At 67.9% G+C, this 25,700-nt stretch carries 17 protein-coding genes; 7 read left to right on the top strand and 10 right to left on the bottom strand.

Annotated elements, in window-relative coordinates; genetic code table 11:
- Positions 1–16: 16 nt before the first annotated feature.
- From K1X13_RS14180 to K1X13_RS14160, 5 genes are all read right to left on the bottom strand, one after another.
- Positions 17–916: an ABC transporter permease gene (locus K1X13_RS14180; protein WP_221025667.1), complete on the bottom strand. Its 900-nt coding sequence runs from the start codon at positions 914–916 to the stop codon at positions 17–19.
- Positions 913–2,007, bottom strand: coding sequence for an ABC transporter permease (locus tag K1X13_RS14175; protein ID WP_221025666.1), 1,095 nt, complete (start codon positions 2,005–2,007; stop codon positions 913–915). The genes K1X13_RS14180 and K1X13_RS14175 overlap by 4 nt, the downstream gene beginning before the upstream one ends.
- The gene (locus K1X13_RS14170) at positions 2,004–3,569 is read right to left on the bottom strand and encodes an ABC transporter ATP-binding protein (protein ID WP_221025665.1); all 1,566 of its coding nucleotides are present in this window, start codon (positions 3,567–3,569) and stop codon (positions 2,004–2,006) included. Before K1X13_RS14170 ends, K1X13_RS14175 begins: the two co-directional genes overlap by 4 nt.
- On the bottom strand, positions 3,566–4,639 hold the full coding sequence (locus K1X13_RS14165) for a BMP family protein (protein ID WP_221025664.1): 1,074 nt from the start codon (positions 4,637–4,639) through the stop codon (positions 3,566–3,568). The genes K1X13_RS14170 and K1X13_RS14165 overlap by 4 nt, the downstream gene beginning before the upstream one ends.
- 159 nt (positions 4,640–4,798) lie before the next feature.
- The gene (locus K1X13_RS14160; protein ID WP_221025663.1) at positions 4,799–5,566 is read right to left on the bottom strand and encodes an IclR family transcriptional regulator; all 768 of its coding nucleotides are present in this window, start codon (positions 5,564–5,566) and stop codon (positions 4,799–4,801) included.
- Between the two features lie 77 nt (positions 5,567–5,643).
- Between K1X13_RS14160 and K1X13_RS14155 the strand changes: the two genes are divergently transcribed.
- Genes K1X13_RS14155 through K1X13_RS14135 form a run of 5 tightly spaced genes read left to right on the top strand, consistent with a single transcriptional unit; the run spans position 5,644 to position 11,132 of the window.
- The gene (locus K1X13_RS14155) at positions 5,644–6,975 is read left to right on the top strand and encodes an MFS transporter (protein ID WP_221025662.1); all 1,332 of its coding nucleotides are present in this window, start codon (positions 5,644–5,646) and stop codon (positions 6,973–6,975) included.
- Positions 6,976–7,020: 45 nt separating this feature from the next.
- Complete coding sequence (locus tag K1X13_RS14150) at positions 7,021–8,163, top strand: cupin domain-containing protein (protein WP_221025661.1); 1,143 nt, start codon at positions 7,021–7,023, stop codon at positions 8,161–8,163.
- A gap of 53 nt (positions 8,164–8,216) precedes the next feature.
- On the top strand, positions 8,217–9,059 hold the full coding sequence (locus K1X13_RS14145; protein ID WP_221025660.1) for a fumarylacetoacetate hydrolase family protein: 843 nt from the start codon (positions 8,217–8,219) through the stop codon (positions 9,057–9,059).
- Positions 9,056–9,784 (top strand): maleylpyruvate isomerase family mycothiol-dependent enzyme, encoded by a 729-nt coding sequence (locus K1X13_RS14140; protein ID WP_221025659.1) that lies wholly within the window; start codon positions 9,056–9,058, stop codon positions 9,782–9,784. The genes K1X13_RS14145 and K1X13_RS14140 overlap by 4 nt, the downstream gene beginning before the upstream one ends.
- Before the next feature lie 34 nt (positions 9,785–9,818).
- Positions 9,819–11,132 carry an FAD-dependent oxidoreductase gene (locus K1X13_RS14135; protein WP_221025658.1) on the top strand — a complete coding sequence of 438 codons (1,314 nt, stop codon included), beginning with the start codon at positions 9,819–9,821 and terminating at the stop codon, positions 11,130–11,132.
- Positions 11,133–11,569: 437 nt separating this feature from the next.
- On the opposite strand, the gene K1X13_RS14130 is transcribed toward K1X13_RS14135, so the two are convergent.
- Both K1X13_RS14130 and K1X13_RS14125 read right to left on the bottom strand, forming a co-directional pair.
- Positions 11,570–17,029 (bottom strand): DUF3320 domain-containing protein, encoded by a 5,460-nt coding sequence (locus K1X13_RS14130; RefSeq protein ID WP_225915235.1) that lies wholly within the window; start codon positions 17,027–17,029, stop codon positions 11,570–11,572.
- Between the two features lie 17 nt (positions 17,030–17,046).
- Complete coding sequence (locus K1X13_RS14125; RefSeq protein WP_221025656.1) at positions 17,047–19,314, bottom strand: HelD family protein; 2,268 nt, start codon at positions 19,312–19,314, stop codon at positions 17,047–17,049.
- A 508-nt stretch (positions 19,315–19,822) separates the two neighbouring features.
- Between K1X13_RS14125 and K1X13_RS14120 the strand changes: the two genes are divergently transcribed.
- Both K1X13_RS14120 and K1X13_RS14115 read left to right on the top strand, forming a co-directional pair.
- Positions 19,823–21,610, top strand: a complete 1,788-nt coding sequence (locus K1X13_RS14120) for an alpha/beta hydrolase (RefSeq protein ID WP_221025655.1) — start codon at positions 19,823–19,825, stop codon at positions 21,608–21,610.
- Between the two features lie 360 nt (positions 21,611–21,970).
- Positions 21,971–22,456: a protein DA1 gene (locus K1X13_RS14115; protein WP_221025654.1), complete on the top strand. Its 486-nt coding sequence runs from the start codon at positions 21,971–21,973 to the stop codon at positions 22,454–22,456.
- Positions 22,457–22,461: 5 nt separating this feature from the next.
- On the opposite strand, the gene K1X13_RS14110 is transcribed toward K1X13_RS14115, so the two are convergent.
- The 3 genes from K1X13_RS14110 to K1X13_RS14100 form a co-directional block, all read right to left on the bottom strand.
- Entirely contained in the window at positions 22,462–23,241 is a 780-nt protein-coding gene (locus K1X13_RS14110) for a hypothetical protein (RefSeq protein ID WP_221025653.1), read from the bottom strand.
- Between the two features lie 392 nt (positions 23,242–23,633).
- The gene (locus tag K1X13_RS14105; protein ID WP_221025652.1) at positions 23,634–24,494 is read right to left on the bottom strand and encodes a protein kinase family protein; all 861 of its coding nucleotides are present in this window, start codon (positions 24,492–24,494) and stop codon (positions 23,634–23,636) included.
- Between the two features lie 92 nt (positions 24,495–24,586).
- Entirely contained in the window at positions 24,587–25,537 is a 951-nt protein-coding gene (locus K1X13_RS14100) for a protein phosphatase 2C domain-containing protein (protein ID WP_221025651.1), read from the bottom strand.
- Positions 25,538–25,700: the final 163 nt, after the last annotated feature.

Raw genomic sequence — 25,700 nt, 5'->3', positions numbered from 1 at the left:
AGATCGTCGGGTGGCGTCAGCCGCGCCGATACGCCTGCAGGTACGACGCCGGGTAGTGCACCTTGCGACCCCACACGGCGAGGGCCGCGATCACCGCGAGGTACGGCAGGGCGAGCATGAGCTCGCGCGGGATGTCGCTGAAGGTCTTCGTGATCGCCAGCTGCAGCTGCAGCGCATCCGTCCCGGCGAAGATCAGGGCGCCGAGCACGACCGGCCACACCCGCCACTTGGCGAAGATGACGAGCGCGATGCAGACCCACCCGCGCCCGTTGATGATGTCGAGGGTGAAGTTGCCGAGCACCGCGAGCGTGAGGAACGCGCCGCCGATCGCCATCAGTGCCCCGCCCACCATGAGCGCGACGTAGCGGGTCGCCGTCACGGAGATCCCCGCCACGTCGGCGGCCTCGAAGTTCTCCCCCACCGCCTGGAGCCGGTACCCCATGCCCGTGGCGCGCAGCACCCACCAGGCAGCCGGCGCGAGCACCAGGAAGGCGACGTAGGTCAGCCAGTGCTGGTCGAGCACCGGCACGTCGGGGAGCAGCACCTGGAACTTGTCCTCGAGGGTCGGACGAGCCCCGGTGTAGAGCAGGCGGAACGCGAACTCGCAGGCCGCGATCAACAGAAGCGTCACGCCGAGCCCGGACACGTGTTGGTTCAGGCCCAGCGTCACGGTGAGCAGCCCCATCAGGAGCCCTGCGACCACGCCTCCGCCGATCGCGGCGATGAGCCCGAGCCACGGCGAGCCGCTGCGCAGCGCGACCAGGAAGCCGATGAACGCCCCGAGGTACATCGTGCCCTCGATGCCGAGGTTGAGGACCCCGGTCTTCTCGACGATCAGCTCGCCGATGCCCGCCCACACCAGCGGCGTCGCGATGGTCAGCATGGCGCTGAGCAGCGCAAGGACGTTGATGCTCATGATGCCTCCTCCGCGGACACCGGCGTCGCTCCATGTCTTCGCCGACCCGATCGGGCGAGCCGGTAGTGCCGCAGCTCCATGGCGGAGAGCACCGTGAGCAGCAGCAGTGCCGCGAAGATCGCACCGAGCTGCGTTGGCACCTGGAGGACGAGCGACACGTTCTCCGCTCCCACCGCGATGTCGGCCAGGAGTACGGCGACCAGCACGACGCCCACGGGGCTGAGCGCGGCCAGCGTCGCGACGATGATGCCGGTGTAGCCGTAGTTGTTGGAGATGCCCTGCGTCAGCTGGTGCTGCACGCCCATGACTTGCGACGCCCCTCCGGCGCCGGCCACCGCACCCGACACCAGAGCGGAGCGAAAACGCAGCCTCGCGACGGGGATCCCGCTGAACTTCGCCGCGTCGGGCGCCTGCCCTGACGCCCGGATCTGCATCCCCACAGCGGTCTTGGTGAACACGAACCAGGTGATGACGACGATCACCACGGCCACGCCGAACCCCCAGTGCACGCGGCTGCCCGAGATGAGAGGCGGCAGGTCGTAGCCGGCCCCGAAGCGGTCGGAGTCGGTGAAGCCGGTCTCGCTGTTGCGCCACGGTCCGTTCAGAAGCCCCTGGACGACGAGCAGGGCGACCGGGTTGAGCAGCAGGGTCGTGACGACCTCGTCGATGGCCCCACGCCGCTTCAGCCAGGCGGGCAGCCAGGCCCAGGCCAGCCCGCCGAGCCCACCGGCGACGAACCCCAGCGGCAACGCGGCCCACGACGGGAGGTCGGGTGCGTTGAGCGCCACCGCGGTGGTGCCGACAGCACCCATGAGGAACTGCCCCTCGGCACCGATGTTCCAGTAGCCCGCCCGAAACGCGATCGCCACCGCGATGCCCGTGAACAGCAACGGTGTCGCGGTCAGCATCACCTCGTACAGCCCGAGGGTCGAGCTCAGCGGGACGAGGAGGTACCGCTCGAACGCCGCCCGCGGGTTCGCCCCGGCCAGCCGGATCGGGATCGCACTCAGCGCCACCGTGACCAGGACCGCGACGGCGACCGCGGCGACCGGCAACCACGCCGGCTCGTGGCCTCGACGGACGAGCCTCATACCTCCACCGACTCCCCCGTCATCATTGCGCCGAGGCGCTCGCTGGTCGCCTCGGCCACGGGCAGACCGCCGGTGATGGCGCCCCGGAACAGGACGAGGATCCGGTCGCACAGGCTGCGCAGCTCGTCCAGGTCCTCGGAGATGACCAGCACCCCGGCCCCCGTGTCGCGCAGCTCGTGGAGCTGCTCGTGGACGTAGCGGTACGCGCCGACGTCCAGGCCCCGGGTCGGCTGCGCCGCGACGAGCACCTTCGGCCGGCGCGAGAGTGCCCGCGCCAGGAGCACCTTCTGCATGTTGCCGCCCGAGAGGCTGGACACGGGGTCGGTCGGCGTGGCCCGGATGTCGAACCGCCGGATCACCTCCTCCGCATGCGCCCGGATCGCCGCCTTGTCGAGCATGCCGCGGCGCGTGAACGAGGGCAGGTCCTCGAGCACCAGGTTGTGCTCCACACTCAGCTGCGGGACCACGCTGCCGCGCCGGTCCTCGGTGAGCCGTCCGAGGCCGGCGTCGAGGCGCCCTCGGACATCGAGCCGCGTCACGGCGGCGCCGTCCACCTCGACGCGACCGCTCGTGGGCAGCTCCACCCCACCCAGGACGTTCATCAGCTCCGTCTGCCCGTTGCCGCTGATCCCCGCGAGGCCGACGATCTCCCCGGGCCTGACCTCGAAGGTGAGGTGGTCGAGAGCCGGTCGGCCGGGACGTTCGAGGGTCACGTCGGTCAGGATCAGCACGGGCCGACGCTCCGCCGTACCCGCGCCTTCTCGGGGCGCGACCGGCGCCTCCTCCGGAACCTCAGCCACAGGCAGGCCCACGGCCGAGGCGACGTCCTCCTCTGGCGCGGTGCCGCCCATCATGAGCGACGCCAGCTCGTGCGTGGTCACCTCGGCGGTCGCCCGCTCCCCCACCAGGCTGCCACGCCGGAGCACGACGACGCGGTCGGAGATCTCGGCGACCTCGCGCAGCTTGTGGGAGACGAACAGCACGCCGAGCCCGGTACGCCGCAGCCGCTGCACCGTCTCGAACAGCGCCCGCACGTCCTGGGGCGTCAGCACCGCCGTGGGCTCGTCGAGGATCAGCACCCGGCACTCGTGGAACAGCGCCTTCACGATCTCGACCCGCTGCCGCTCGCCGATGGACAGCGTGGAGATGAGCCGCTCGGGTTCGATCTGCACGCCGACGCGGTCCATGGCGTCGACGACACGCTGACGGGCGGCGCGTACGTCGACCCGGCCCAGCCCGACCGACGAGAGCGCGACGTTCTCGGTGACGGTCATGGTCTCCACGAGGGAGAACTCCTGGGTCACCATCCCGATGCCCGCCGCCATGGCGTCGCGCGGCGAGGAGATGTCCAGCGGCCGCCCGTCCATGGTGATCGTGCCGCCGTCGGGACGGACCAGGCCGTACACGATCTTCATCAGCGTCGACTTGCCCGCGCCGTTCTCGCCGAGCATCGCGACCACCTCGCCGGATGCGACCGAGAGACTCACCGCGTCATTCGCGACGAGGTCACCGAACCGCTTCGTGATGCCGCTCAGCTCCAGCAGCGGGCGGGTGGGGGTCACTGCTGCGAGACGTCGATCGAGCCCTTCGGGGCGGACTCGTCGACCGGTGTGGTGAACGAGCCGTCCAGGATCTCCTGCTTCTTGTCCTCCACCTGCCTCACCAGGTCGTCGGGGACACCGCCGACGATGTCGGTGTTGATCGGGGCGATGTCGCTCCCGCCCTCCTTCATGAAGGAGTACGTGCCGAGGTCCTCGGACGCCGGCTTCCCGGTCGCCTGCTCGGTGACGGCGTCGACGGTCGGGCGGACGTTCCAGAGCAGAGAGGTGACGACGTTCTTCGGCGCCTCCTCCTTCTGGTCGACCATCATGCCGACCACCGGGAGGTTCGCCTCCTCGGCCGCGGAGATGACGCCGTCCCGCTCGGCGAAGAGCACGTCCGCGCCGGCGGAGATCTGAGCCTGCGCTGCCTGCTTCGCTGCGGCCGGGTCGAAGAAGGTGTTGATGAACGAGACCTTCACCGTGGCGTCGGGGTTGGTCTCCTTCACGCCCAGCACGAACGCGTTGACGATCCGGTTGACCTCGGGGATCGGCATGGCGCCCACGACACCGATGATGTTGCTCTTGGTGAGCCCGCCGCACAGCATCCCGGCGAGGTACGCCGGGTCCTGGAGCCAGTTGTCGAACACGCTCATGTTCGGGTCGACCGGCTTCTCGCCCGAGCCGAACGCGAAGGGGATGTCGGGGAACTCCGCGGCGGCCTTGCGCACCGCCTCCTCCGCGGCGAACGCGTCCCCCATGATGGCGTCAGGCTGCTCGTTGGTCGCGATGTCGCGGAGCGTGCGCTCCATCGCGTCGGAGGTGCTCACGTTGTCGATGTGCTTGTACTCGATCTGGCCGTCCTCCACGGCGCTCTGGAGCGCGGAGTGGATGGCGCCGTCCCACGGCTCCTCGAGCGGGGTGGCGAAGACGCCGTAGATCAGGGGCAGCTCCTCGCCGCCACCTCCGCCGCCTCCCCCGGAGGGCTCCTCGCCTGTCTCGCCGCCGCAAGCCGCGGCGAGGAGCAACGCGGCGGTGCCCGCCAGGGCGGCGAGCCGGTGGTGCCCGCTCGACGTACGACGGATCTGAGCCATGGCGACCTCCGACTAGACGAGAAGGCCACTAAACCGCCCTGTTCCGTCCCGCGGCAAGACTCATTCGGCTCATCACCCCGACGGCTCGGTACGTTTCCGCCGGTCGGGGACCTGCGCGGGCCGGTCGGAGAGTCTGCGACTTCTGCGACTGACGTCGGCCTACCGCAGACCGTTCTCGATGGCCCGCGTCGCGAAGCCGAGCGCAGCGACGTGTGACCTGAGCTGGTGCGGGTCGTAGCGCACGCTCGGCATGGAGATGGACAGTCCGGCGAGCGCCTGGCCCTCGGCCCCGCGCACCGCCTTCCCCACGGCGACCACCCCGCGCTCGGAGCGGCCTTCGTTCAGCGCGAACCCGTTGGTGCGGATCTTCTCCAGGTCGCGGTGCAGCCTGGCCAGGTCCGGACGCTCATCGGGACGTTCGACGTACCGCTCGGGCGCGTAGACCGCCTCGACCTGCTCCTTGCTCAGCTCCGCGAGCGTGACCAGCCCGCCGGTCACCCGGTGCGCAGGGAAGACCATCCCCTCACGGTTGCCGACACGCAGCGCCTGCTGGCACTCGACCGAGGCGATGAACCGCGCGGTGTCGCCGGTCCTGATCATCAGGTTGGCCGACTCACCGACCACCTCCACGAGCTCCTCGAGGTGCGGCAGCGCCAGCGTGCGCAGCCGTGAGGTCTCCGACCGCGAGTGCGCGGCCAGCTCGAGGACCGGGCCGGCGCGGTAGGTCCGACTCGCGTCCTGCACCGCGAAGTCCCGGTAGACCAACATCGCCAGGAGCCGGTGCGCGGTCGACCTGGCGACACCGAGCCGCTCGGCGACCTCCGCGACGGTCAGCTCGCCCTCGAGCTGCAGCATCGTGGCGATCCGCAGGGCGTGGTCCACGCTGGCGATGGCGTACGGCGGGCGCTGCTTGAGCTCTCTCTCCACCAGACCACTCTAACGCAGGATTCTGCTATCCAGAATCTACTGTTCTTCCATGTGGTCGGCGTCTCACCATCGAATGCATGACCGAGACCGCTGTAACCCCCGTCACACCTCGCCTGGCCGGCACCCGCCCGGCCTGGCTGGTGATCGCGCTCTGCTGGCTGATCGTCGTCTTCGACGGCTACGACCTCATCGTCTACGGCACCACCATCCCGTCCCTGCTCGAGGAGCCCGGGTGGAACCTCACCCCCGCGAGCGCCGGCACGATCGGGAGCCTCGCGTTCGCCGGCATGCTGGTGGGCGCACTCGGCGCCGGCAACCTGGCCGACCGGCTCGGCCGCCGCCGGACGATCCTCGGGTCGGTCGCCTGGTTCACCGTGTTCACCGGGCTGAGCGGGCTCGCCCCCAACCCGGAGACCTTCGGCATCCTCCGGTTCGTCGCCGGAGTCGGCCTCGGCGGGCTGGTCCCGTCGGCCAACGCCCTCACCGCCGAGTTCGTGACGCCCCGGCTCCGCTCCGGTGTCTCGACGATCATGATGTCGGGCGTCCCGATCGGCGGTTCCATCGCGGCGCTCCTGGCGATCCCGGTGATCCCGAACCTGGGCTGGCAGTTCATGTACCTCTTCGCCTTCAGCGGCGTCCTCCTGCTCGTCCTCGCCGTCGCCCTGCTGCCGGAGTCGCCGACCTGGCTCCGCGCCCACGGCCGCGTCGAGGAGGCCGAGGCGGTCGAGCAGCAGTACGGCGTCGGGCATGCCACCACGCACTCGACCGAGCACCACCACCCGAGCATCCGCACCCTGTTCAAGCCGCGCTTCGCGCTCGCCACCTCGCTGTTCGCGCTCGCCTCGATCGCCACCCTCTTCGCCTGGTACGGCCTCGGCACCTGGCTCCCCAAGCTGATGGCCAGCGACGTCCGGTTCGACCTCGGCAGCAACCCGTTGACCTTCCTCCTCGCGCTCAACATCGGCGCCGTCGCCGGCTCCGCGGTGACCGCCTACGCGGCGATCAGGGTCGGTCCGTTGCGCAGCGCCATCGGCGCGGCAGCGGCCGCCGCCGTCGGGCTGTCGTTCCTGCTGACCTACCCGAGCTCGGCCACCGCCATCTACGCCGCGCTCATCCTGGCCGGTGTCGGCACACACGGCACCCAGTGCCTGATCATCGCCGCCGTCGCGTCCCACTACCCGCCGAAGCTGCGGGGTACGTCGCTCGGGTTCGCGCTCGGGGCGGGCCGCCTCGGCGCCGTGGCCGCTCCCCAGGTCGCCGGGTGGCTGCTCGCGGCGGGCCTCGGGGTCGGCTCGAGCTTCCTGCTCTTCGCCGGAGCAGCAGGCCTCGCCGCCGCGGTCCTGCTCGTCACCTACCTCGCCACCAAGCCGGCCACCACCAAGGTCGTCGTCGGCGAGCTCGCCCACTGACACCTACCCCTGACCAGACCCACCAGCCAACGAACGGAGACGACCATGACCACCACGCCGAACCCCTCCCCCGTCCAGCTCCACGCCGCCGACGAGCCGGGCCAGCCGACACCGACCCCGGCGCTCGAGGAGCTCTACCGCGGCTTCGAGAAGGAGCTGCTGGTGCCGCTGTGGACCGAGATCGGCGACCTGATGCCGGCGCACCCGCGGTCGAAGGCGCAGCCGCACCTGTGGCGGTGGAACGACCTGCTCCCCCTGGCCGAGCGCGCCGGCGAGCTCGTCCCGGTCGGCCGGGGCGGTGAGCGCAGGGCGATCGCGCTGGCCAACCCGTCCCTGGGCGGGCGGCCGTTCGTGGCCCCGACGCTCTGGGCGGCGATCCAGTACCTCATGCCCGGTGAGGATGCACCCGAGCACCGACACACCCAGCACGCCTTCCGCTTCGTCGTCGAGGGCGAGGGCGTGTGGACCGTCGTGGGCCGCGACCCGGTCCCGATGCGCCGCGGCGACTTCCTGCCGCAGGCGGGGTGGAACTGGCACGCGCACCACAACGCCTCGAGCACGCCGATGGCGTGGATCGACGGCCTGGATATCCCCTTCCAGTACGCCTCGGAGGCACAGTTCTTCGAGTTCGGCCGCGACGAGATCAGCGACGAGGAGCGGATCACCCCCGACCGGTCACGCTCCGAGCGGCTCTGGGGCCACCCGGGCCTGCGTCCCCTCGGCGCCCCCGCGACCGGCCCCGGCACGCCGCTGCTCGCCTACCGCTGGGAGCACACCGACCGCGCCCTCACCGACCAGCTCGAGCTCGAGGTCGAGGGGTACCCCGGGACGGTCGAGCCTGGCCACGCCGCGGTCCGGTTCAACGACCCGCGCACCGGGGTCGACGTACTCCCCACCATCCGCGCGGAGATGCACCGCGTCCGCCGTGGCGCCGAGACCGCTCCGGTCCGCGAGGTCGGCGCCTCGGTCTACCAGGTCTTCGACGGCTCCGGCACGGTCACGGTCGGCTCGGAGCAGTGGACCGTCACCCGCGGCGACCTGTTCGTCGTGCCGTCGTGGCAGCCGTTCAGCGTCCGCTCCGAGGCAGGCTCGACCGACTCCGACTCGGGCGCGCTGGACCTGTTCCGGTTCAGCGACTCCCCCGTCTTCGAGGCGCTCCAGCTGCACCGCTCCGAGACCACCCGCTGACACCTCCCGCAACCCCACCACCCCACGACAGACCCAACCCGAGAAGGATTCTCATGAAGCTCGCAACCGCCCGCATCGACGGGACCACCCGCGCCGTCCGCGTCGACGGGGACACGCTCGTCGACCTCGGCCACGCCGACCTCGGTGAGCTGCTGGCTCAGGACAACTGGCAGACGAAGGCCGAGTCGGCCACCGACCCGTCGTACCCGGCCGACGGCGTCGACCTCGCGCCGCTGGTCCCGCACCCGTCGAAGGTGGTCTGCGTCGGCCTCAACTACAAGAACCACATCCAGGAGATGGGCCGCGACCTGCCGGAGTACCCGACGCTGTTCTCGAAGTTCGCCGACACCCTGATCGGCGCGACCGACGACATCGCGCGTCCCGACGAGACCGACGCCTTCGACTGGGAGGTCGAGCTCGCCGTGGTGGTCGGCACGCAGGTGCGCCGCGCGTCGACCGCCGAGGCCGAGGCGGCGATCGCCGGCTTCACGGTCCTCAACGACATCACCGCTCGGGACTGGCAGTTCCGCACCCGCGAGTGGCTCCAGGGCAAGAACTGGGACTCGACCACGCCGGTCGGCCCCTACCTGGTGACGCCCGACGAGCTGCCCGGCGGCGTGCGGCCGACCCTCGACGTACGCCTGCTCGTGGACGGCGAGGTGATGCAGTCCGACACCACCGGCGACCTGCTGTTCGACCCGGTCGCACTGGTCGAGTACGTCTCCACCATGGTGCGGCTGAACCCCGGCGACGTCATCGCCACCGGTACGCCGGGCGGGGTCGGCCACGCTCGCAAGCCGGAGCGGTACCTCGTGGGTGGCGAGACCGTCGTCGCCGAGATCGACGGCATCGGCCGCCTCGAGAACTTGGTCGTCAAGGAAGGTGCGGCCCGATGAACCGCACCCTCCCCGACGCGCGCCTCTGGGTCGACCAGGGCACGAAGCTCGTCGCCGACGCACTCATCGGCCGGGACGAGGAGGATCTCGCTGCGCCGTCCGGACTCCCTGGCTGGAGCCGCAAGCACCTCCTCGCCCACCTGGCGGCCAACGCCGAGGCGGTCGGCAACCTCGTGCACTGGGCGGCCACCGGTGAGCGCACCCCGATGTACTCCTCCCCCGAGCAGCGCAACGCCGACATCGAGTCCGGCAGCAGGCTGGCCGGGTCGGAGCTCGTCGCGTGGTTCGGGCGCTCCGCCTCGGCCCTCGCGACCGCGATGGACTCGCTCTCTTCGGAGGCGTGGGAGGCCGAGGTCGTCACCGCCCAGGGCCGCACCGTGCCGGCCTCCGAGACGCCGTGGATGCGTGCGCGTGAGGTGATGGTGCACGCCGTCGACCTCGGGGTCGGCGTCAGCTTCGAGCACCTCCCGTCTGACTTCCTGGTGGCGCTGTGCGACGACATCGCTGCGAAGCGCAGCGCCGCCGCGGGCGGTCCGTCGGCGGGGCCGGCCCTCGCCGTCGCCGCGACCGACACCCCGAGCCGGTGGGACGTCGCCGGTGTGGGCGAGCCCGTCCTCGTCGAAGGCACGCTCGCCGCGGTCGCGGCGTACCTCGCCGGCCGCTCGGCCGACGGCGTCCGCACCTCGGGCGCAGACCCCGCCCCCGAGCTCCCCGCCTGGCTGTGACCGGGCATCCCTGACCTGACCTGAGGAGAACCCCATGAACACGCAGAACCAGCACACCGGACAGCCCGACGTCATCGTCGTCGGCGGCGGCATCGGCGGCCTCAGCGCCGCGTACGCCCTTGCTCGCAAGGGGTTGAACGTCCGCGTCCTCGAGCGGGCCAAGGAGTTCGGCGAGGTCGGGGCGGGCATGCAGATCGCGCCGAACTGCACGCGGATCCTGCACGAGTACGGCCTGCTCGACGAGGCCAAGCAGCTCGGCGTGCTGCCCGAGAGCATCGTGATGAAGGACGCCGTCGACAGCAGCGAGCTGACCCGGCTGGACCTGAAGGACCTGGAGCAGAAGTACGGCTTCCCCTACATGGTCATCCACCGCAGCGACCTGCACGGCATCTTCCTGCGCGCCTGCCGGCGGGCAGGTGTCGAGCTGCTCACCGACCAGGTGGCCGTCGACTTCCAGAACAGCGGCCGCGGCGCCCGGGTCACCTTCGAGGACGGACACGTCGAGGAGGCCGGCGTCGTCATCGCCGCCGACGGGCTGCACTCGGTCGCCCGGAAGCTCCTCGTCGACGACCAGCCGGTCAACAGCGCGTACGTCGCCTACCGCGGCGCCATGCCGATCGAGCAGGTCCGCGACAACGACATCTCCGAGACCGACGTCGTGCTGTACGTCGGACCGCAGTGCCACTTCGTGCAGTACCCGCTGCGCGGCGGCGCGATGTTCAACCAGGTCGCGGTCTTCGAGTCACCCAAGGCGATGGCCGGCGAGGACGACTGGGGTACGCCGGACGAGCTCGACGCCGCCTTCGAGGGAACCTGCTCGCAGGTCCAGCAGGGGCTCCCGCTGATGTGGCGCGACAAGTGGTGGCGGATGTTCGACCGCGACCCGATCATGAACTGGGTCCACGGCCGGATCGCCCTGCTCGGCGACGCCGCGCACCCTCCCCTGCAGTACATGGCCCAGGGCGCGATCATGGCGATCGAGGACGGCTGGGTCCTCGCCGAGCACGTCGGGCGGCAGCTGGCTACGGGGGCCGGCGTCGCGGACCTCGACTGGGCCGTTGCCCTGTCGGCGTACAACGCGGTGCGGCCCGAGCACTGCCGACGGGTGCTCACCACCGGCCGGGTCTGGGGCGAGCTGTGGCACCTCGACGGCATCCAGCGCCTGCAGCGCAACGCGATCATGCGTGCCCGCGACACCTACGACTACACCTTCACCGAGTGGATCTACGGCAACACCGCACTCTTCCCCGACGACGAGCCGCCGATGTACCCGACCATTCCCCTCGACTCGGTCGAGGTCGCCGAAGAGCAGGCGCAGGAGCCACGGGAGCTCGTCACGGTGGAGTGATCGGAATGACCGCATCCCGACAAGGTAAGCAGTCGGGTGAGGCCCCACCGGGTTCGGTCGACCCGACTCCGCCCCCGGCCGGCTCTTCCTGAGACTTGCCGGGCCTAGTCTCGCCTGCCTGTCCGGCCTGTTGATCTCGTTCGGCAGCACCCCGCCTCGACCCGTCCGCCAAGTTCTCATCACATGTCGGACATGTCGGCGGAGGAATCAGATCCTTCGTGAGCTGCTCGGCGAGCATCCCGCCGACGGCGGTGGAGATCTGCGGACCGTATGCCACGAAACCGGCCAGGAGAACCAATGACAGCACGAACTGCCTCAGCGACATCAACCCGGAGACGACACACCGCCGAGCTCGGTTGCCGCGACTCGGTCAGCGCTGACATCGTAGTTGGAATCTGCCGTATCGCGATCGCTCCGCGGCAACACCGCAGTCGGTATCAGCTCGTAGCGCGCAGTGCCCCGCGGGAGGTTCTCTCGAGCTTTCCGGCAGCCAGGCAACGCGCGACGGATGCGTTCACGGCCGCTTGGATGTCATTGCCCGCGCGACGCCAGCCGAAGAGCGCACGGAGCGCAAGGATGAGCCCACTCTCCTCCACGGTCACTGCATCTCTGACGACGCGACAGACCGCGGCGTCCATCTCTTCCGTTGGTGTCTGACCGACGGTCCGGATGTCGTCCTCGTTGGCGGGGACACGCACCCGCGTCTCTCGCCCCTTGAGCCTGAAGAATCCGTCGCCCCAAAGCCGCACGTGTTCTCCGTCTACAGTTAGTCGACTCGCGACGAAGTCGATGTTCTTCTTGATCTGATGCCCGACTCGGCCGACGCCGAAAGCTTCGCGAACCCTCTTGTACAGGAGGTCGGTGTGCAGCGGCGCCTCCGCCGCAAGCACACTGCCGATGTACGTCTGGAGGTGTGGACGGGCCTCAACGCTGGCGAGGGGAAAGCCACAGTAGGGCGCGCGCTCGGGTCCCCTCTCGTATGTCTCCGCCCACTCCGGGGGCGCGGTGTGGTCGATCTCGTCCATCTGAACCTCGACCGGCTCTTCCACCGCGTGAGGCAGCGAGTCCAAAGTTGGGGCGTTGCCTGCCACCGCTTGCGCGAGTGCCTGTTTGAGGAGGGCGGACTGCCCCTGCCTGTCGCGATACCAGCTGATACCCCAGATCCGGTAGATGTTCCAACCGAGGCCCCGAAGCACACTTGCACGCAATCGGTCTCGGTCCCGGGCTGTGGCTGCTGAGTGATACGCCGCGCCGTCACACTCGACCGCCAAGACGTACTCCCCCGGCCGGTCCGGGTGCCGAACCCCGAGGTCGATCCGGTAGCCGGCGCTTCCCACCTGGGGCACTACGTCGTAGCCCCAGGAGGAGATGACGCGCATGACGTCCTCCTCGAACGGGCTTTCTGCGTCGCCCTGGCTGCCATCGAGGTCGATGCCGAGCGCCGGCATCCCCCGTTCTGCAAAGTCGAGGTATCCACGTAGGTGACGCAATCCTGCGGATGCCGTGTCCCGCATGTCACCGGCCCGGAAGGAGCTCACGACCTCGACACGCTTTTTAGCGCGGGTGATCGCGACGTTCAGACGCCGCCACCCGCCGTCGCGGTTGATCGGACCGAAGTTCATCGCGAACTTGCCGTGCTCGTCCGGACCGTACCCGATGCTGAAGACGATGATGTCTCGCTCGTCCCCCTGAACGTTCTCGAGGTTCTTGACGAAGAAACCCGTCAGACGGTCGTGGTCGTCGAGGAGACCAGCGAGCGCTCTCTCACTCGCTGCCCTCCTCTCGAGCGCGGCGGAGATCGCTTCCTCCTGCGCCGACGAGAACGTGACGACCCCGATCGAGAGACCCGGGTGGTGGCTCCGATGGAACAGGATCCTGTCCACGACCGCCTCTGCCTCGATCGGGTTGTCGCGGGCTCCGCCCCGTCGGTAGACACCGTTGACAACGAACGACTCCACGCCGAGGTCCGGTGACTGGAAGGTCGCGCCGGGGAATGTCTGGAGTGCGTCGCCGTCAGGTGCGTAGAAGCGGTAGTTGGAGTAGGTGATCAGCGACTCGTGCTGACTCCGGTAGTGCCACGACAGTGGCAACGACGGCATCGAGCTCTTGCATAGCTTGAGCACGGACTCGAAGAGGTCGACCTCGTCGTCGGCCTCTTCGTCGCTGACCGCCTGGGTGAAGAAGGCTGTCGGTGGCAGCTGCTTTTCGTCGCCTGCCACGATCAGCTGACCACCACGGTAGATGCAATTGACAGCGTCTGATGGCAGAACCTGGGACGCCTCGTCGAAGATCACGGCGTCGAAGGTCATCTCGCCCGGCAGGTACTGCGACACCGAGAGTGGACTCATCATGAAGCAGGGCTTGAGCTCCTGGACAATCTCGCCGGTGCGGCTCAACAGTTCCCGAATCGGCAGGTGGCGGGTCTTCTTCTGCGCCTCTCTGCGGATGAGTTGCGCCGACGTACCCGCGAACGAGCTGGGGCGACGCGCGCTGCAGGCAGCAGCGACGCTGACGTTCGTCTTGCGGACGATCTCGGCGTCGAGCTCGCGAAAGCGGGCTACCAGCGCGTTCCGGTCGGTTGCCCGGTGCCGGGTAAGCCGTGAGTCGGCAGCGACGTGAGCCTCGACCCACGCCTGCAGCATTGCCCATTCGACGGTCTCAGCCACGATCGAGCGCTCAGCGACCCGCCCGCGCAGGTAATCCAACGTTTCGCCGAGCCCTGCCGCGGTCAGCTCGGTCACAGCACCCCCGTGGGCGTCCCACTCCTCGACGTCCGCGACGCACGTGTCAGCCATCTCTTGGAGAAGCTCGTGAGCGCCTGGCAGGTCCGACTCCAGATCCGCTGCGAGCTCGGCGCCACGTGCCTCGTCGAAGTGGGCCGTGAGGTCGTCCCGCGCCCTGCCCCACTTGGTCAGTCGATCCACCATCTCCTGTGGCAGAACGACGGGCGCTGCCATGCGGGCGGCGGACTCCTCCGACACCGGGGTGTGAACGATCTGGCGGATCGCGTTGGCCCACGCAACCGCTGTCTCTAGGGCGCGCCAGGCGGTCGTCAGACCTTCGTAGCGCTTGCCGAGAAGCGTCCGGTCCTCCTCGTAGCTGTCGTAGATGGTCGCCGACGCGTTACTTACCAGGGTCGCCAGGTGACGGGCCCGCTGCCCGCGCTCCAGCGTCAACGGCTGCCCTGCGACGTCGGTGACGTAGCGGGACGCTTCCACAAGCGGATGAAGGTATTCGGCCGCCTGACCGCTGAGCTCGGCCGCCTCGACGAACGGCCTCGCTGCCAGCGAGTCCGCCGGGGCGGCGCCGAGCTTTCCGTGCGCCTCCTTCAGCCAGGCCTCGCACCCGCGCTGGAGCCGACCGGCGACGATGGTCAGCCGGGGGTCGGGCCTGCCGTCGACGCTCAGCTGCTCCGCCAACGGGCCGGCGTTGAGGTCATTGCCTGCCAGTTCAACCGCTCGCTGGGCGATTTCGATTGCCTGAGCGACGCGGGAGAAGTTCGTCTCGGTCCGCTGGTAGTACCTGCCAAGCCTCGGAGCATGCTCGCTCTCGGCAGAGTTCAGCCGCTTCTCCGCTTTCTGCCACGCGACAGCCTCGTCCAGACGGGCGAGCACACCCTTGTCCACCTTGCCCGTGACCGTCACACCCTTGAGCAGCTTCTTGTCCGCGCGGGCCTGGCTGCTCCATCGCCGCAGACCCGTATGGGCCTCCTTGAACCGGGTGTTGAGTATCGCCAGGTCCAGCTCAAGCGCGTCGGGAGTGAACACCTGCTCGACAGCTTCCCGACGCTCGTTGACGACCTCCACGAGCGAGGCAAGAACCTTGTGCGACTCATTGAGCGCAGACTGGACCGACGGATTCAACCAGCCGCGCTCCGGCATCGCCGCGGCCCCGCCCAAGGCACCAAGGTGGGCGAGCTCAATGGCGCGCCTGAGCGATAGCGCGTCTGTGCTGATCCCGAGCATGGCGCCTAGTTGGCGTGCTTCCTCGACGAGAGGCGCCAGCTTCATCGGTGCCTCTGCGAGGAAGGAGACGGAGTCCGCGAACTCATCGGATCTCATGGAGCGCTCCGGCACCCACACGCCGGCTTCGGCGCGACCCAGTCTGTCGAAGCCCTGTGCCAACTCGGGATCCAAGCGGTCCCATGCCTCCCCGACGACGTCACGCAGATCATCGACGGAGCGCTCGTAGAGGGTGACCGCCTGCTTCAGCTCCTCGACGCGCCGAGGGAGAACTGACGGATCGGCCATGACAAGCCAGGATTGCTCAGCCTCGGGCCACTGGCTCAGGAGCTCCAACAGTCTCGCGCGTCTGCGCATCGAGGCGATGTCCATGGGCCAGGTGAGCAGCAGGTCCGCGTCCACGGCCCGCGCTCGGTCGATCAGCTCCTCGGTCGACTTCAGGAGGTGCTGGGTGCCCCGCTTGATCCGGTCGATGCCATTGGCGGCGTGCTGGTGCTCGGCCAGGCCTCGCCACAGGAAGTCGTCTCCTTCACTGATCGGGCGCCACGCCCGCTGCAGCCGGTGCCCAGCCGACAGGATCGACTCGAGCCTCCCCGGTGACAGGTCTCGCCAAGCGTCGGGCCTGTCCAGCGGCTTGTGGCCGACGTGCTGCAGCTCCATAAGGCGGCCGAGCACGTCGAAGATGCTGCGCCGCAGCGGCGCTCGCTCGTCGTTCATAGCGGCCGCAAAAGCAGACAGCTCCTCACGGGCGCTCTGCAGGCCAGCCCGCTGGCTAGTGCTGAAATCGCCCTTCACCTTGGCTCGCTGGGTGAGCGCGCGGTCGAGCTGCGCCACCACTTCCTTGCGCGTCGCCGCATGGCTGTGCAGCTCGAGCACGAAGTCGCCGAGTCCCTTGCTGGTCAGTCGGTCGCGCACGACGTCGAGCGCCGCAGCCTTCTCACTGACGAACAGGACGCTCCGACCCGCGGCCATCAGCTCGGCGATGATGTTAGAGATGGTCTGGCTCTTGCCGGTGCCCGGAGGTCCGTCCATGACGAAGCTCTTGCCGTCGCGGGCAGCGAGGACACATCGACGCTGGCTGGAGTCCGCATCAAGGATCGTCATCATCTGCTCGGGGGGCCAGACCGTGTCGAGGTCCCTGTCCTCCGGCGACTCGAACGCGAAGCGGGAGGCGAATGGCGCGTCCGGGCCGAGCGCGATCATCTGCACGATCGGGTGCGCGGACACCGTTGCCTCGTGGTCCGAGAGGTCTCGGTAGATAGCCTCCTTGTGGAAGCTGAAGGTGGTCAGGACCACGCGCGCGGTGACTGACCAGCCGTCCCAGCCGCTGACGGCCACCCGCACCTCGTCGAGCAGCTTGTCGACGTCTGGAGCGAACGGATCCGCCTGAGGCAGCTTCACGGAGAAGTCCTTCTCCATGTGCAGCCGGAGGGCGGGATTGACCACGGCCTCGTCCTCGTTGCGCGTGACGAAGTAAGGCGACTGGGCGCCGCTGCGAGCTACCTCGACCGGGCAGAGCAGCAGGGGGCTGTCGACCGACTTGCCGTCCGCTGGGTCGACCCAAGTAAGCATGCCGATACCGAGGTACAGCGTCCAGAAACCTCTGTCGGCGTACACCTGCTGGGAGAGTAGGTCGAGCCGGCGGCATGCGTTGCGCAGCTCGGTCTCCGTCTTGCCCGCAGCGACCAGGGAACCCGGGGGAGCAGTGGACTGCTCACCGTCCTGCGGCTGATGGGAAATCAGCTGGCGGCGTCCACTCACGCGCGTGAGGATCTCGGCCGCGGATGGTTCGACGATTTCGAGCGACGCCGACTTGGAGTGCTTGAAGTAAACGAGCCGCTGCCGGCGATCCAGTGTGAGGAGATCCTGCCGCCATGTGTCGAGTTGCTGCCTGAGGCGCTGAGCCAGCGGATCCGGCAGGTTCGACGCCTCCATCGTGTCCACGCCCGAGCTCACTGCGTGCAGTTCCCTTCATCGTGTTCCTGCTCCGCGTCGGTCAGGAGGCGCCGTACCAGTGCATGCACCATCTCACGATCCGACTTGCTGAGACGGTCGATGAGGACGGCAAGGTCGTCCATCCGATCGTGGTCCGGCCCGAGGGTCTCACGACGGTGCCGGCTTCCGCTGTCCGAGTCCTCGGACAGCGGACGGGTCTCCGGCTCATCCGCCGAGGCAGCGGGCGCAGCCCGGTAAGCCTCAAACCCTGGGGGCAGCGGCTCTGCATGCACGACTCCGAGCCGCTGGGTGCACCGGGTCATGGTCACGTAGAGCTGTCGTGGCCCCTGATCGGCCTCGCGCGCGATCGCTGCCGGTTCGACGAGAAGTACGGCGTCGAATTCCAGGCCCCTGCTCTGGGAGGCAGGCACAAGGGTCACGTCCCTCGAGAAGTCGCCGTCGCGGCCGTCGCCCGGGACGAGTCCGCCCTCCGTGAGAACCTGCAAATACTCGTCGAACCACGGATCGGCGACGATCACGGCGGTGGAGAGCCCACCCTCGGTCGTCGTCGCGGCCTGGTGCACGACAGTGTCCGCTAGGACCTCGGCCTCCGTGTAGACGACAAATGGCGGACCGAGCCCGTCACGGATGGATCGCGGAGGCACGAGGTCTGGCGAGGCAAGTGGGAGCTGCCGGGCGGCGAGATCCAGGACCGGGGCGGGTACCCGGTAGCCGATCGACAGCGAGAACTCAGCCTGTGACTCGGAGCCGTCGCTCAGGTGTGCGGTCAGCTCGGCCCAGGAATCACGAACCCAAAGGCCCGTGGCCTGAGCAAGATCACCCAGTACGGTGAAGGAGGAGCTCGGGCAACGCCGCGCGAGCGCGCGAGCCTGCATAGGTGACAGGTCCTGAGCCTCGTCCACCACGATGTGGCCGTACGTCAGGCGGTCGCGGCTGAGGAGGCCAGCAACCTCGTCCAGGCAGTAGAGGTCCGCTTCGGTCCAGGGTTCGTTGGCGACGCTGTCCGTTACGGGCCGGAAGAGCCGGGCGCGCTCGTCGACTGTCATGACTCCCTCCGCCGCAGCGACGAGCCAGGACTGGGTGCCGTAGAGACTGCGAAGAAACTCCTCCGGCGTGAAGGAGGGCCACATGCGGTCGACTGCGTTCGCGAAGGCGGAGAGCCGACGGATGGTCGCCTCGTTGGCACGAACCGGTCTGCCCAGGGCTTGCTGGTCCTCACGGTGCTTGTTCGCGGCGAGCGCGGCCAGAGCGTTGCGGACGAAGTCACGTCCCTCCGCGTAGGGCAGGTCTCGCATGCGCGCCTCGTCCAGCAAACGGTGCAGGTCCTCGGCGGACACACGGATCCGGTCCGCGCCAAGGCTGAGCACCAGGTCGTCGTCTCCCCACCCGACCCGGGCCTCTAGTGCTCGGCGGATGAGGACAGCCATTGACTCGGTGCCTTTCACACGAGCAGCCTCCGGCGGATCGGCGCCCACCACCCGCGCCTCACCGGCGTACAGGGCCTGGATCTCGACCTGGTCGACGTCGGTGACGTCGAGAGAGGGCAGGACACCGCTCACGTAAGTCAGGAATGTCGTCGACGGCGCCACGACGAGGATCCCGGCCCGGCGGAGCTGAGGGTAGTTGAACGCCAGCCAGGCGGCCCGGTGAAGCCCGACGACCGTCTTGCCGGTGCCAGGCCCACCCTGGACGACGACGACGCCGTCAAGGGGATGGCGAACGATCTGGAACTGCTCCGCCTGGATGGTCGCCACGACCTCCCGCATTGCGCCATCACGCGAACGCTCGAGCTCGTTGAGAAGCGCGTCGGAGATCGCCAGCTCACCGAGTCCGTCGGTTGCCGCATCCGCCGCGGCCACGAGGCTGATCTCGTCGAACATCCTGACCAGGCGACGCTGCTCCTCGGTGAACACCCGCTTTAGGGATAGATCACGAGGCTCTCCGGGTGACGCCTCATAGAACGGCTGAGCCGCCGGGGCGTGCCAGCCGATGACGACGGGGTTGTAGTCCTCATCGCGGACTCGGCGGCGACCGATGTACGACGTCTCACCGTCGCGCTGCATCTTGCCGAACACGAGCTGACCCGAACCCCTGGAGTCACGCAGGATGTCGAGCGCACGCTGAAGCGCACGAGCCGTCGACGCGTGCTGGGGGCGGTACTCCCCCACGCTGCGCTCGGTGTCCGCCAATCCCTTGTCGAACAGCGCGTAGGCACGGTCGACGAAGACCTGCTCCTCCTCGACCTCCGGATGAACAGCCGTCACAGATGGGCTCCTTAGTCAGTCTCGACTTCGCGGCCCGTCGCGGAAGTCCCCGTCACAACAAACCGCCTCACCTGAATCTCCAATGACAGCTGCCTCGCGTCGCCGTCACGGAGCCGACGCTCAGGATAGGAGAACACATCGGTTCGCACCGACAAGTCCCCGGCTATCGCCAGGCGGAGTCCATGCGGTCTCGACAGAAGTGTTATGGCCCTCGGCGAGCGCCTCACAGTCAGGAGCGTGGTGGTAACGGCCGCCCTTCGCCGTAGTCACCACGATGGTCATTTCCTGTGTCCTCCCCGAGACCCGTTGCTGGTCAGAGTAGGACGAACGGGACGCTGACTGTGGCCGAATCGTCGGAATCTCTGCCGTTCGACGAGACGCTCAGGTAACGGCAACGAACCCGGGATCGGGGGCCGTGGGCGCGACTATTCATGGCAGATAGAACTTTCTGCCCATATGGTGTCATTGGACTCGGATCGGAAGTAGCGGACCGTAGGGAGTGATAAGCGTGTCGGCGACGTTGCTGTACCTGCACGGTGTGGGACAAGGCGTTCGCAACGACCGCTGGTTGTCCGGGCTGAACGAAGCCTGGGCCGCAGCAGGCTTCGATCGGCTGGACCTCGAGTCTCGCTCGGTGGCTGCACCCGACTACGTCGACCTCCTCAAGACGCCCCCCGATGCCAGGGTCACTTTCCCGGAGGAGACCTTCTTCCCCTCCGAAGACCGCGCCGAGCGACTGACAAGCATCACCTCGTATGCGAGGGAACAGCGCCGGCTCGGCGATCTGGCATCCGACGATGCAGTAGCTGGCGGGTTCGGCACTTTCGGTCAGCGCATCACGGACGGTGCCGCACGGTGGGCCCCTCCGGTCAGTGACCTCGAAGACGCGGACCGGTATCTGCACAGCAAGCCGTTGCGGGCCGCAGTTCTTCAACGGGTTCTCAGCTGCCTCGGTGCGAGACGAGACCTCGTCGTGGTGGGACACAGCCTCGGTTCGTTGGTCGCCATCGATCTCATGGCTCATCTGCCCGAACGGGTCCGTATTCGAAGGATGGTCACCATCGGCAGTCCGGCGGGCCTCATGCCCATGCACCGAATGAGCCCGGACCGGCTGCTTCGTTCGTTCCCCCACCATCAGGTCCGCTCCTGGCTCAATGTCCTCTCCCGGTGGGACGCCGTCACCGGGGGCCGAGGCATCAGCTACCTGTTCCCCGCGGCACATGACATCCGAGTCGCCCTCCCTCCGCTTTCGCACAGCGCAAGCGCCTACCTTGCGCACCCTGTGGTCGCAGGCGCGGTCGCCGACGCATGGTCGAGGACCGTTACAGCGTCCGTGACCACGGGCCGCGCCGTGGACGTCCGTCTTGGAGACGACGAGAAGCAAGTGCTGCTGGGCGTGGTCTTCGCTCACCACACGGGGGAGCTGATCAAAAGCAAGTCTGAAAAGGACAGGGTTCGACTTGCTCTGCAAGACGTACAGTCCGGCGTCGCCCGGCTCCTGCAGGAACAGCGACTGGAGCAGGGCCGTCCGGTGCCCAATGCATTGGTCGATCTCGAGAAGGCCAAACGTCCTGCTGCGCCAGCTGGCTGGGATATCGAGACAGCGCTCCGCTCCGTCATCGTCGCTGCCACCACCAATCAGGTCGCGCCCTACGATATCGATGTCTCACCGAGCGACCTCAACGCTGTCCCGTCAGTCTGGCGCGACCTGGGCTTCACGAGCGCCGCAGGCGGGAAGGTACGTGACTCTCTGAAGGCGGCCATGAACGAGTTCTCCTCCACTGGCTGGGGCCGCTTCGCGGTCGGCGCTGTTGGTCTGGCTTTGCTCGCGACCGGCCCGATCGGGCTCATGCTTGCCGCTCCCGCGGGCCTCGCTGGGGCTGCGGCGATCACTGCTTCCCTCGCCGCGTTCGGGCCGGGAGGCATGGTCGGCGGAATGATTCTGGCCGGCGGACTCGTCGGGTCTGGCTCGGTCACGGCAGCTACCGCGGTACTCGCCCGAGACGTCTCCGCTCAGACGCTGGAGACGGAGATCGTACGGCGGATGGCAGTGGGCCATGCTCGCAAGGCCCTCGGCTTGGACCCGGACCACTCGAGCTGGCTTGTATTCGCCGAGATCGAGAGCTACTTGGCTGCCGAGCACGCGCGACTCTCGCCGTTGTCAGACGAGAAATCGGCAACGATCCGAGAGCTGAACCGCAAGGTCAGGATCGTGCGCAAGGCGATCGACTGGATGGTCCGACATGGACTCACCCCCACCGTCGACTGGTGCCCGGGACTTGCACGAAGCAGATAATTTCTTGGAGTTCGCGCTTGGTTTGCCCCGCAACTATTACAAGACCGCCCCATTCTGCGTGCGTGGAGTTAGGCTCTCGATGACATCTCGATGAGGCTTCCAGGGGCAGACGTGGCCGGTGGGCTGGCATCTCGTGGCGGAAACTGTGCCGTCTGCGGACTCGATGTCGGATTGCAGTGGATGGTGTCATCCACCGGCCAGGTCTGGTGCGTCTCTCACCGTCAGTTGCCGCTGTGCCGGTGGTGCGGACTGCCCGTGCGAAACGCCCTCTCGCATCCCGCGAGCTGTGAGAGCTGCAGCCGTCAGGCAGTGGAGAGCGTTGCGGACCTGGGGCAGCCGCTGCACCAGGTGGGGAGCCACATGGCATCTCTTGGCCTCACCATCCGTCATCCCGTCAAGCTGATTCTCAAGCCACCGGCGCAGCTCACATCGGCAGGGCTGTTCACGACGGGTCCTGACCAGCTCGGTGTGACGCAGTGGACCCACGACGGATATGGACGTCTCACGGGAGCAATCACGATCGGCATCGCTGCAGGGCTCCCTCGCCCACACTTCCGACGAGTGCTAGCGCATGAGTTCGGCCACGCGTTGCTCGCGCAGGCGGGCCCAGCGAAGGTATCACCGGTTGTTGCCGAAGGATTCTCAGAGGCACTCGCGCTGGAGCACCTGCGCGGATCAGGCGCGGGGGCGGTAGAGCGCCAGATCGCCGCCCAGATGATCGCCAGCGAGGACCCTCTCTACGGCGGAGGTTTACGCCTTGTAGCCTTTGCCGTCGACCGTTACGGACTGAAAGCGGTGCTCCATGCCCTCGAGACTGGTCGCGCTGCCGCCGTCGGCCTGCGGTGAGCTTGTCACCGCTGGAGTACGGCGAGCCATTCCGAGATCTGCGGCCGGGTTCCGGCGTGTCCTGCTGCACGCCTGAGCAAGGACTGCAAACCGTGCACGCCGCGTTGATCCAGACCAGAGATCGAGCCGACCCGTGTGGCGTCTTCCGGCCGAGAATCGAAGTCATGGGCGACAAGTAGCCGGTACACCAGCAGTGCGAACTTGTACCGGTCTGAATCGAAACTAGCGACCGCCCTGGAGCGGTCCTCCGGATCGTTCCAGTCAACGGTCTGCGCAGGGCGCTGTCTGGTGAAGGCCGGTCGACCGACTTGTCGTGTTGAGTCGAAGTCGAAGACGCAAAGCTCCACCTTGTCTCCGACGCTAAAGGCAAGATTGCCCCACGACAGGTCGCCGTACACCAGTTCTTCTCGGTGCATCGCCTCGAGGAATGCTGCAACGAGGCGAACCAGCTCCAATCTGTGGGTGTCGTCAGCTCGAAATGGGATCGAGACTGCCGACTCTCGCCGCACGGCGTACTGGAGCTCGCGCACCCTGCGTTTACCGCGGAAGAACTTCTTGTCCTGCCAGTAGAACTGGTCAGGTATCGAAGGCATCACATAGCCCGTGATCTCGCGCCCCGAGACGACGATCTCCTGCGGCCACGCCAGGGTGATGGGCTCGCCGGCAAGGAGCGCCCGAACATTCGCGCCGGCTAGCACGAGGCCCTCGAAGACTTCGTCCATCTCGGAGATCGGAGTGATGAAGTCCTTGACGACCCGCGACGGTTCACCAGCCAACTCGTGCACCTGTCCTTGACCCCCATCACCCAGCAAGACGCCGCGCCTGAGCCGACCGCTTTCGCGCCTGCGTGCTTGCACGGCTCGACGTCCCACGCTGCTCGGATAGGTGACTATTGGCAAACCGTTGCAAGTGGGTCGCTCTGCGGACACGACATCAAGTCGCGCGATGCACTGCTCCCGCGTCACGTGCCTGAATGACGGTGACGACTGCCCAGTCGCGTCCTGGCCTCCTGTCAGCATGTGGCCATCCTCTGGCCCCTGCTGCACCAACAGGTCGCCGTCGCCCACCGCTGCGTCCATCGGGGACCGACCGGTGTCCCCGGAGGCGTCGAGGCTGTCCCTTCGACCAAGCGATCTTCGCAACAGCCAGCCTGCCAGTCGTCGCCACCAACGCACGGTCACACCACCGGGGGCTCGACGGGGCGGTACTGGCGCGGCTGCGATGATCGGAGCAGTCCAGGTTTGGGGTCTGGCGCGGCACCCTTCGAACGAGTCGACGTCGATCCGACAGGACGCGAGTCTCGACCACTCAGGAGAGCAGCCCATTCATGCGCGCTCGGCCTGGACCCCACCGGTCCGGCTGCACGACCGAGGAGCTGGTTGACACTGCTGGCGAGACGGTCGCTGACGCCGGTGGGTGCTGGCTCCACGCGGTCCGCTCCGGGCCTGGCATCAAGACTCTTCGTCAGCACACGTATCACGGCAAGTGCGAGCTTGTAGCGGTCGCGGTCCATGTCGGTCCCTGCGCCAGGGGACGCCAAAGGATCGTTCCAGTCGATCGTCTCAGCCTGGGGTAGGACAGGCCTGGCGCCTTGTTTGCACATGCCGTCACAGTCGATCAGCATCATGCGGCCGGCTCCTCGTGCCGACCACAGGATGTTTGCGAAGGAGATGTCACCCAGGACGACCCCGCGCTGGTGGAGCGCCTGCACAGCCCCGGCGAGGTTGTGGAGAATCGCAAGTCGCTCAGGCAGCGTTGGCAGACGCAGGTCGCCCCAGAGCGGACTGGACTGCGCTGCGAGAAAGCTGAGCTCTGCCGGGTGGCGACGTCCGGATATCTGCACGAAGAACTCGTCCGGCACCCGTCGCATCAAGAAACCCACCGTGCTCGGGCCATCCACGACGACCTCGTTCGGCCACGCGGCCCATTCGTCGACCGGTTGCCCCGCGTAGGAGATCTTGTGCCGCTCCATCACGAGCTTGACGAGCGCATCGGAACTGAACGCTGGATTCTGCGGGTCGTGGTACCGCTTGAACACGACGTCCCGGCGACCCTCCACCTCGAGGACCGACCCCTGCCCGCCCGAGGCCAGCTCGCGCCCGACTCGTAGTGTGCTGAGCGCAGTGAAAGTCATGACTGTGCCGGGCCGGGGAAGTGGATGCCCACGAACGTTCGATCGTCGTCGAACGATTTCACCGTGGCATCGACGACCTCGAGCAACCGGGAAGGCGTCGGCGCACCGTCTTGCCACAGGCCGGCAAGAACGGACGCGTAGTCCGAGTTGGCCTGGAACATGTTCCCGACGCCGTCCGACACCAGGGCGAGCGTCTCACCGGCCTCGAAGGTCTCCCTCCACACCCGGGCCTCGTGATGAAGTGGCAGCGGGTCGACGGCGGTGCTGATGAGGGTCGAGCGATCGTCTGGCTCTTCACCGAGCTTGACCCATCCACCCTCCTCAGAGGAGCACCGCCAGGCGGTGGAGTCGCCGACCTGCAGCAGTGTCACCTCGAAAGCGATGCCTTGCTCAGACATCTGCCTAGTACGGACGGCCGCGGCAACCAAGGTGGTAGCAACTTCGCGAACGTCGACCCCGCGGTCAGCGGCCACGGCGGCGAGCTCTTCGGCCAGAGCCTCCATGGACACCGTCTCGAAGGGGGCGGCGTCACCGCAGGTCAACTCGAGAAAGCCTTTCCAACGAGCGGCTTCGGCGCTTGCCACGGCAGACCCCATGTGGGACCACTCCGCACTGCCAAGCCCGTCAGCCACCGAGATAACTAGGACATCCTCAACCAGTCCGAGCCCGTATGAGTCCTGCCGCACTTCCCCCAGATAGCGGTGCATGTGGCCACGCGCAGACACAGCGCGAACGTGACCGACCTCCGTATCGAGCCAGTCGATGGCGGTGTCAGGTACATGTTCCATGGCCGTATGCGGCCAGTCGGGCAGACGCGGCGGTTGAGGCTTGAGCACGGCTGCCGGTCCGAACGACAGTGGCTTCGTGACATCGTGGATCCCAGGAGTTCCGGCCGCAGGAAGTCCGGGTAACACCGCAGGGGTGAAGACTTGTTCAGTGGCCGCCATCTCCTGATGGGACTCGCAAGGGCTGCCTCCCATGGGGGCCGCGTCATCAGCTTCGAATCCGGGGCCCTCAGAAGCGAGCGCCCCATGCGCAGTCCGCGTTGACAACGGCTCATGCCGCACATCCGGACCAGTCGCGTTCCTGACGAGGTCCTCGGACTCTGCC

The sequence above is a fragment of the Nocardioides jiangsuensis genome (genome assembly GCF_019679455.1).
Taxonomy (GTDB): Bacteria; Actinomycetota; Actinomycetes; order Propionibacteriales; family Nocardioidaceae; genus Nocardioides_C; species Nocardioides_C jiangsuensis.
This window is presented reverse-complemented; position numbering and strand designations above follow the sequence as displayed.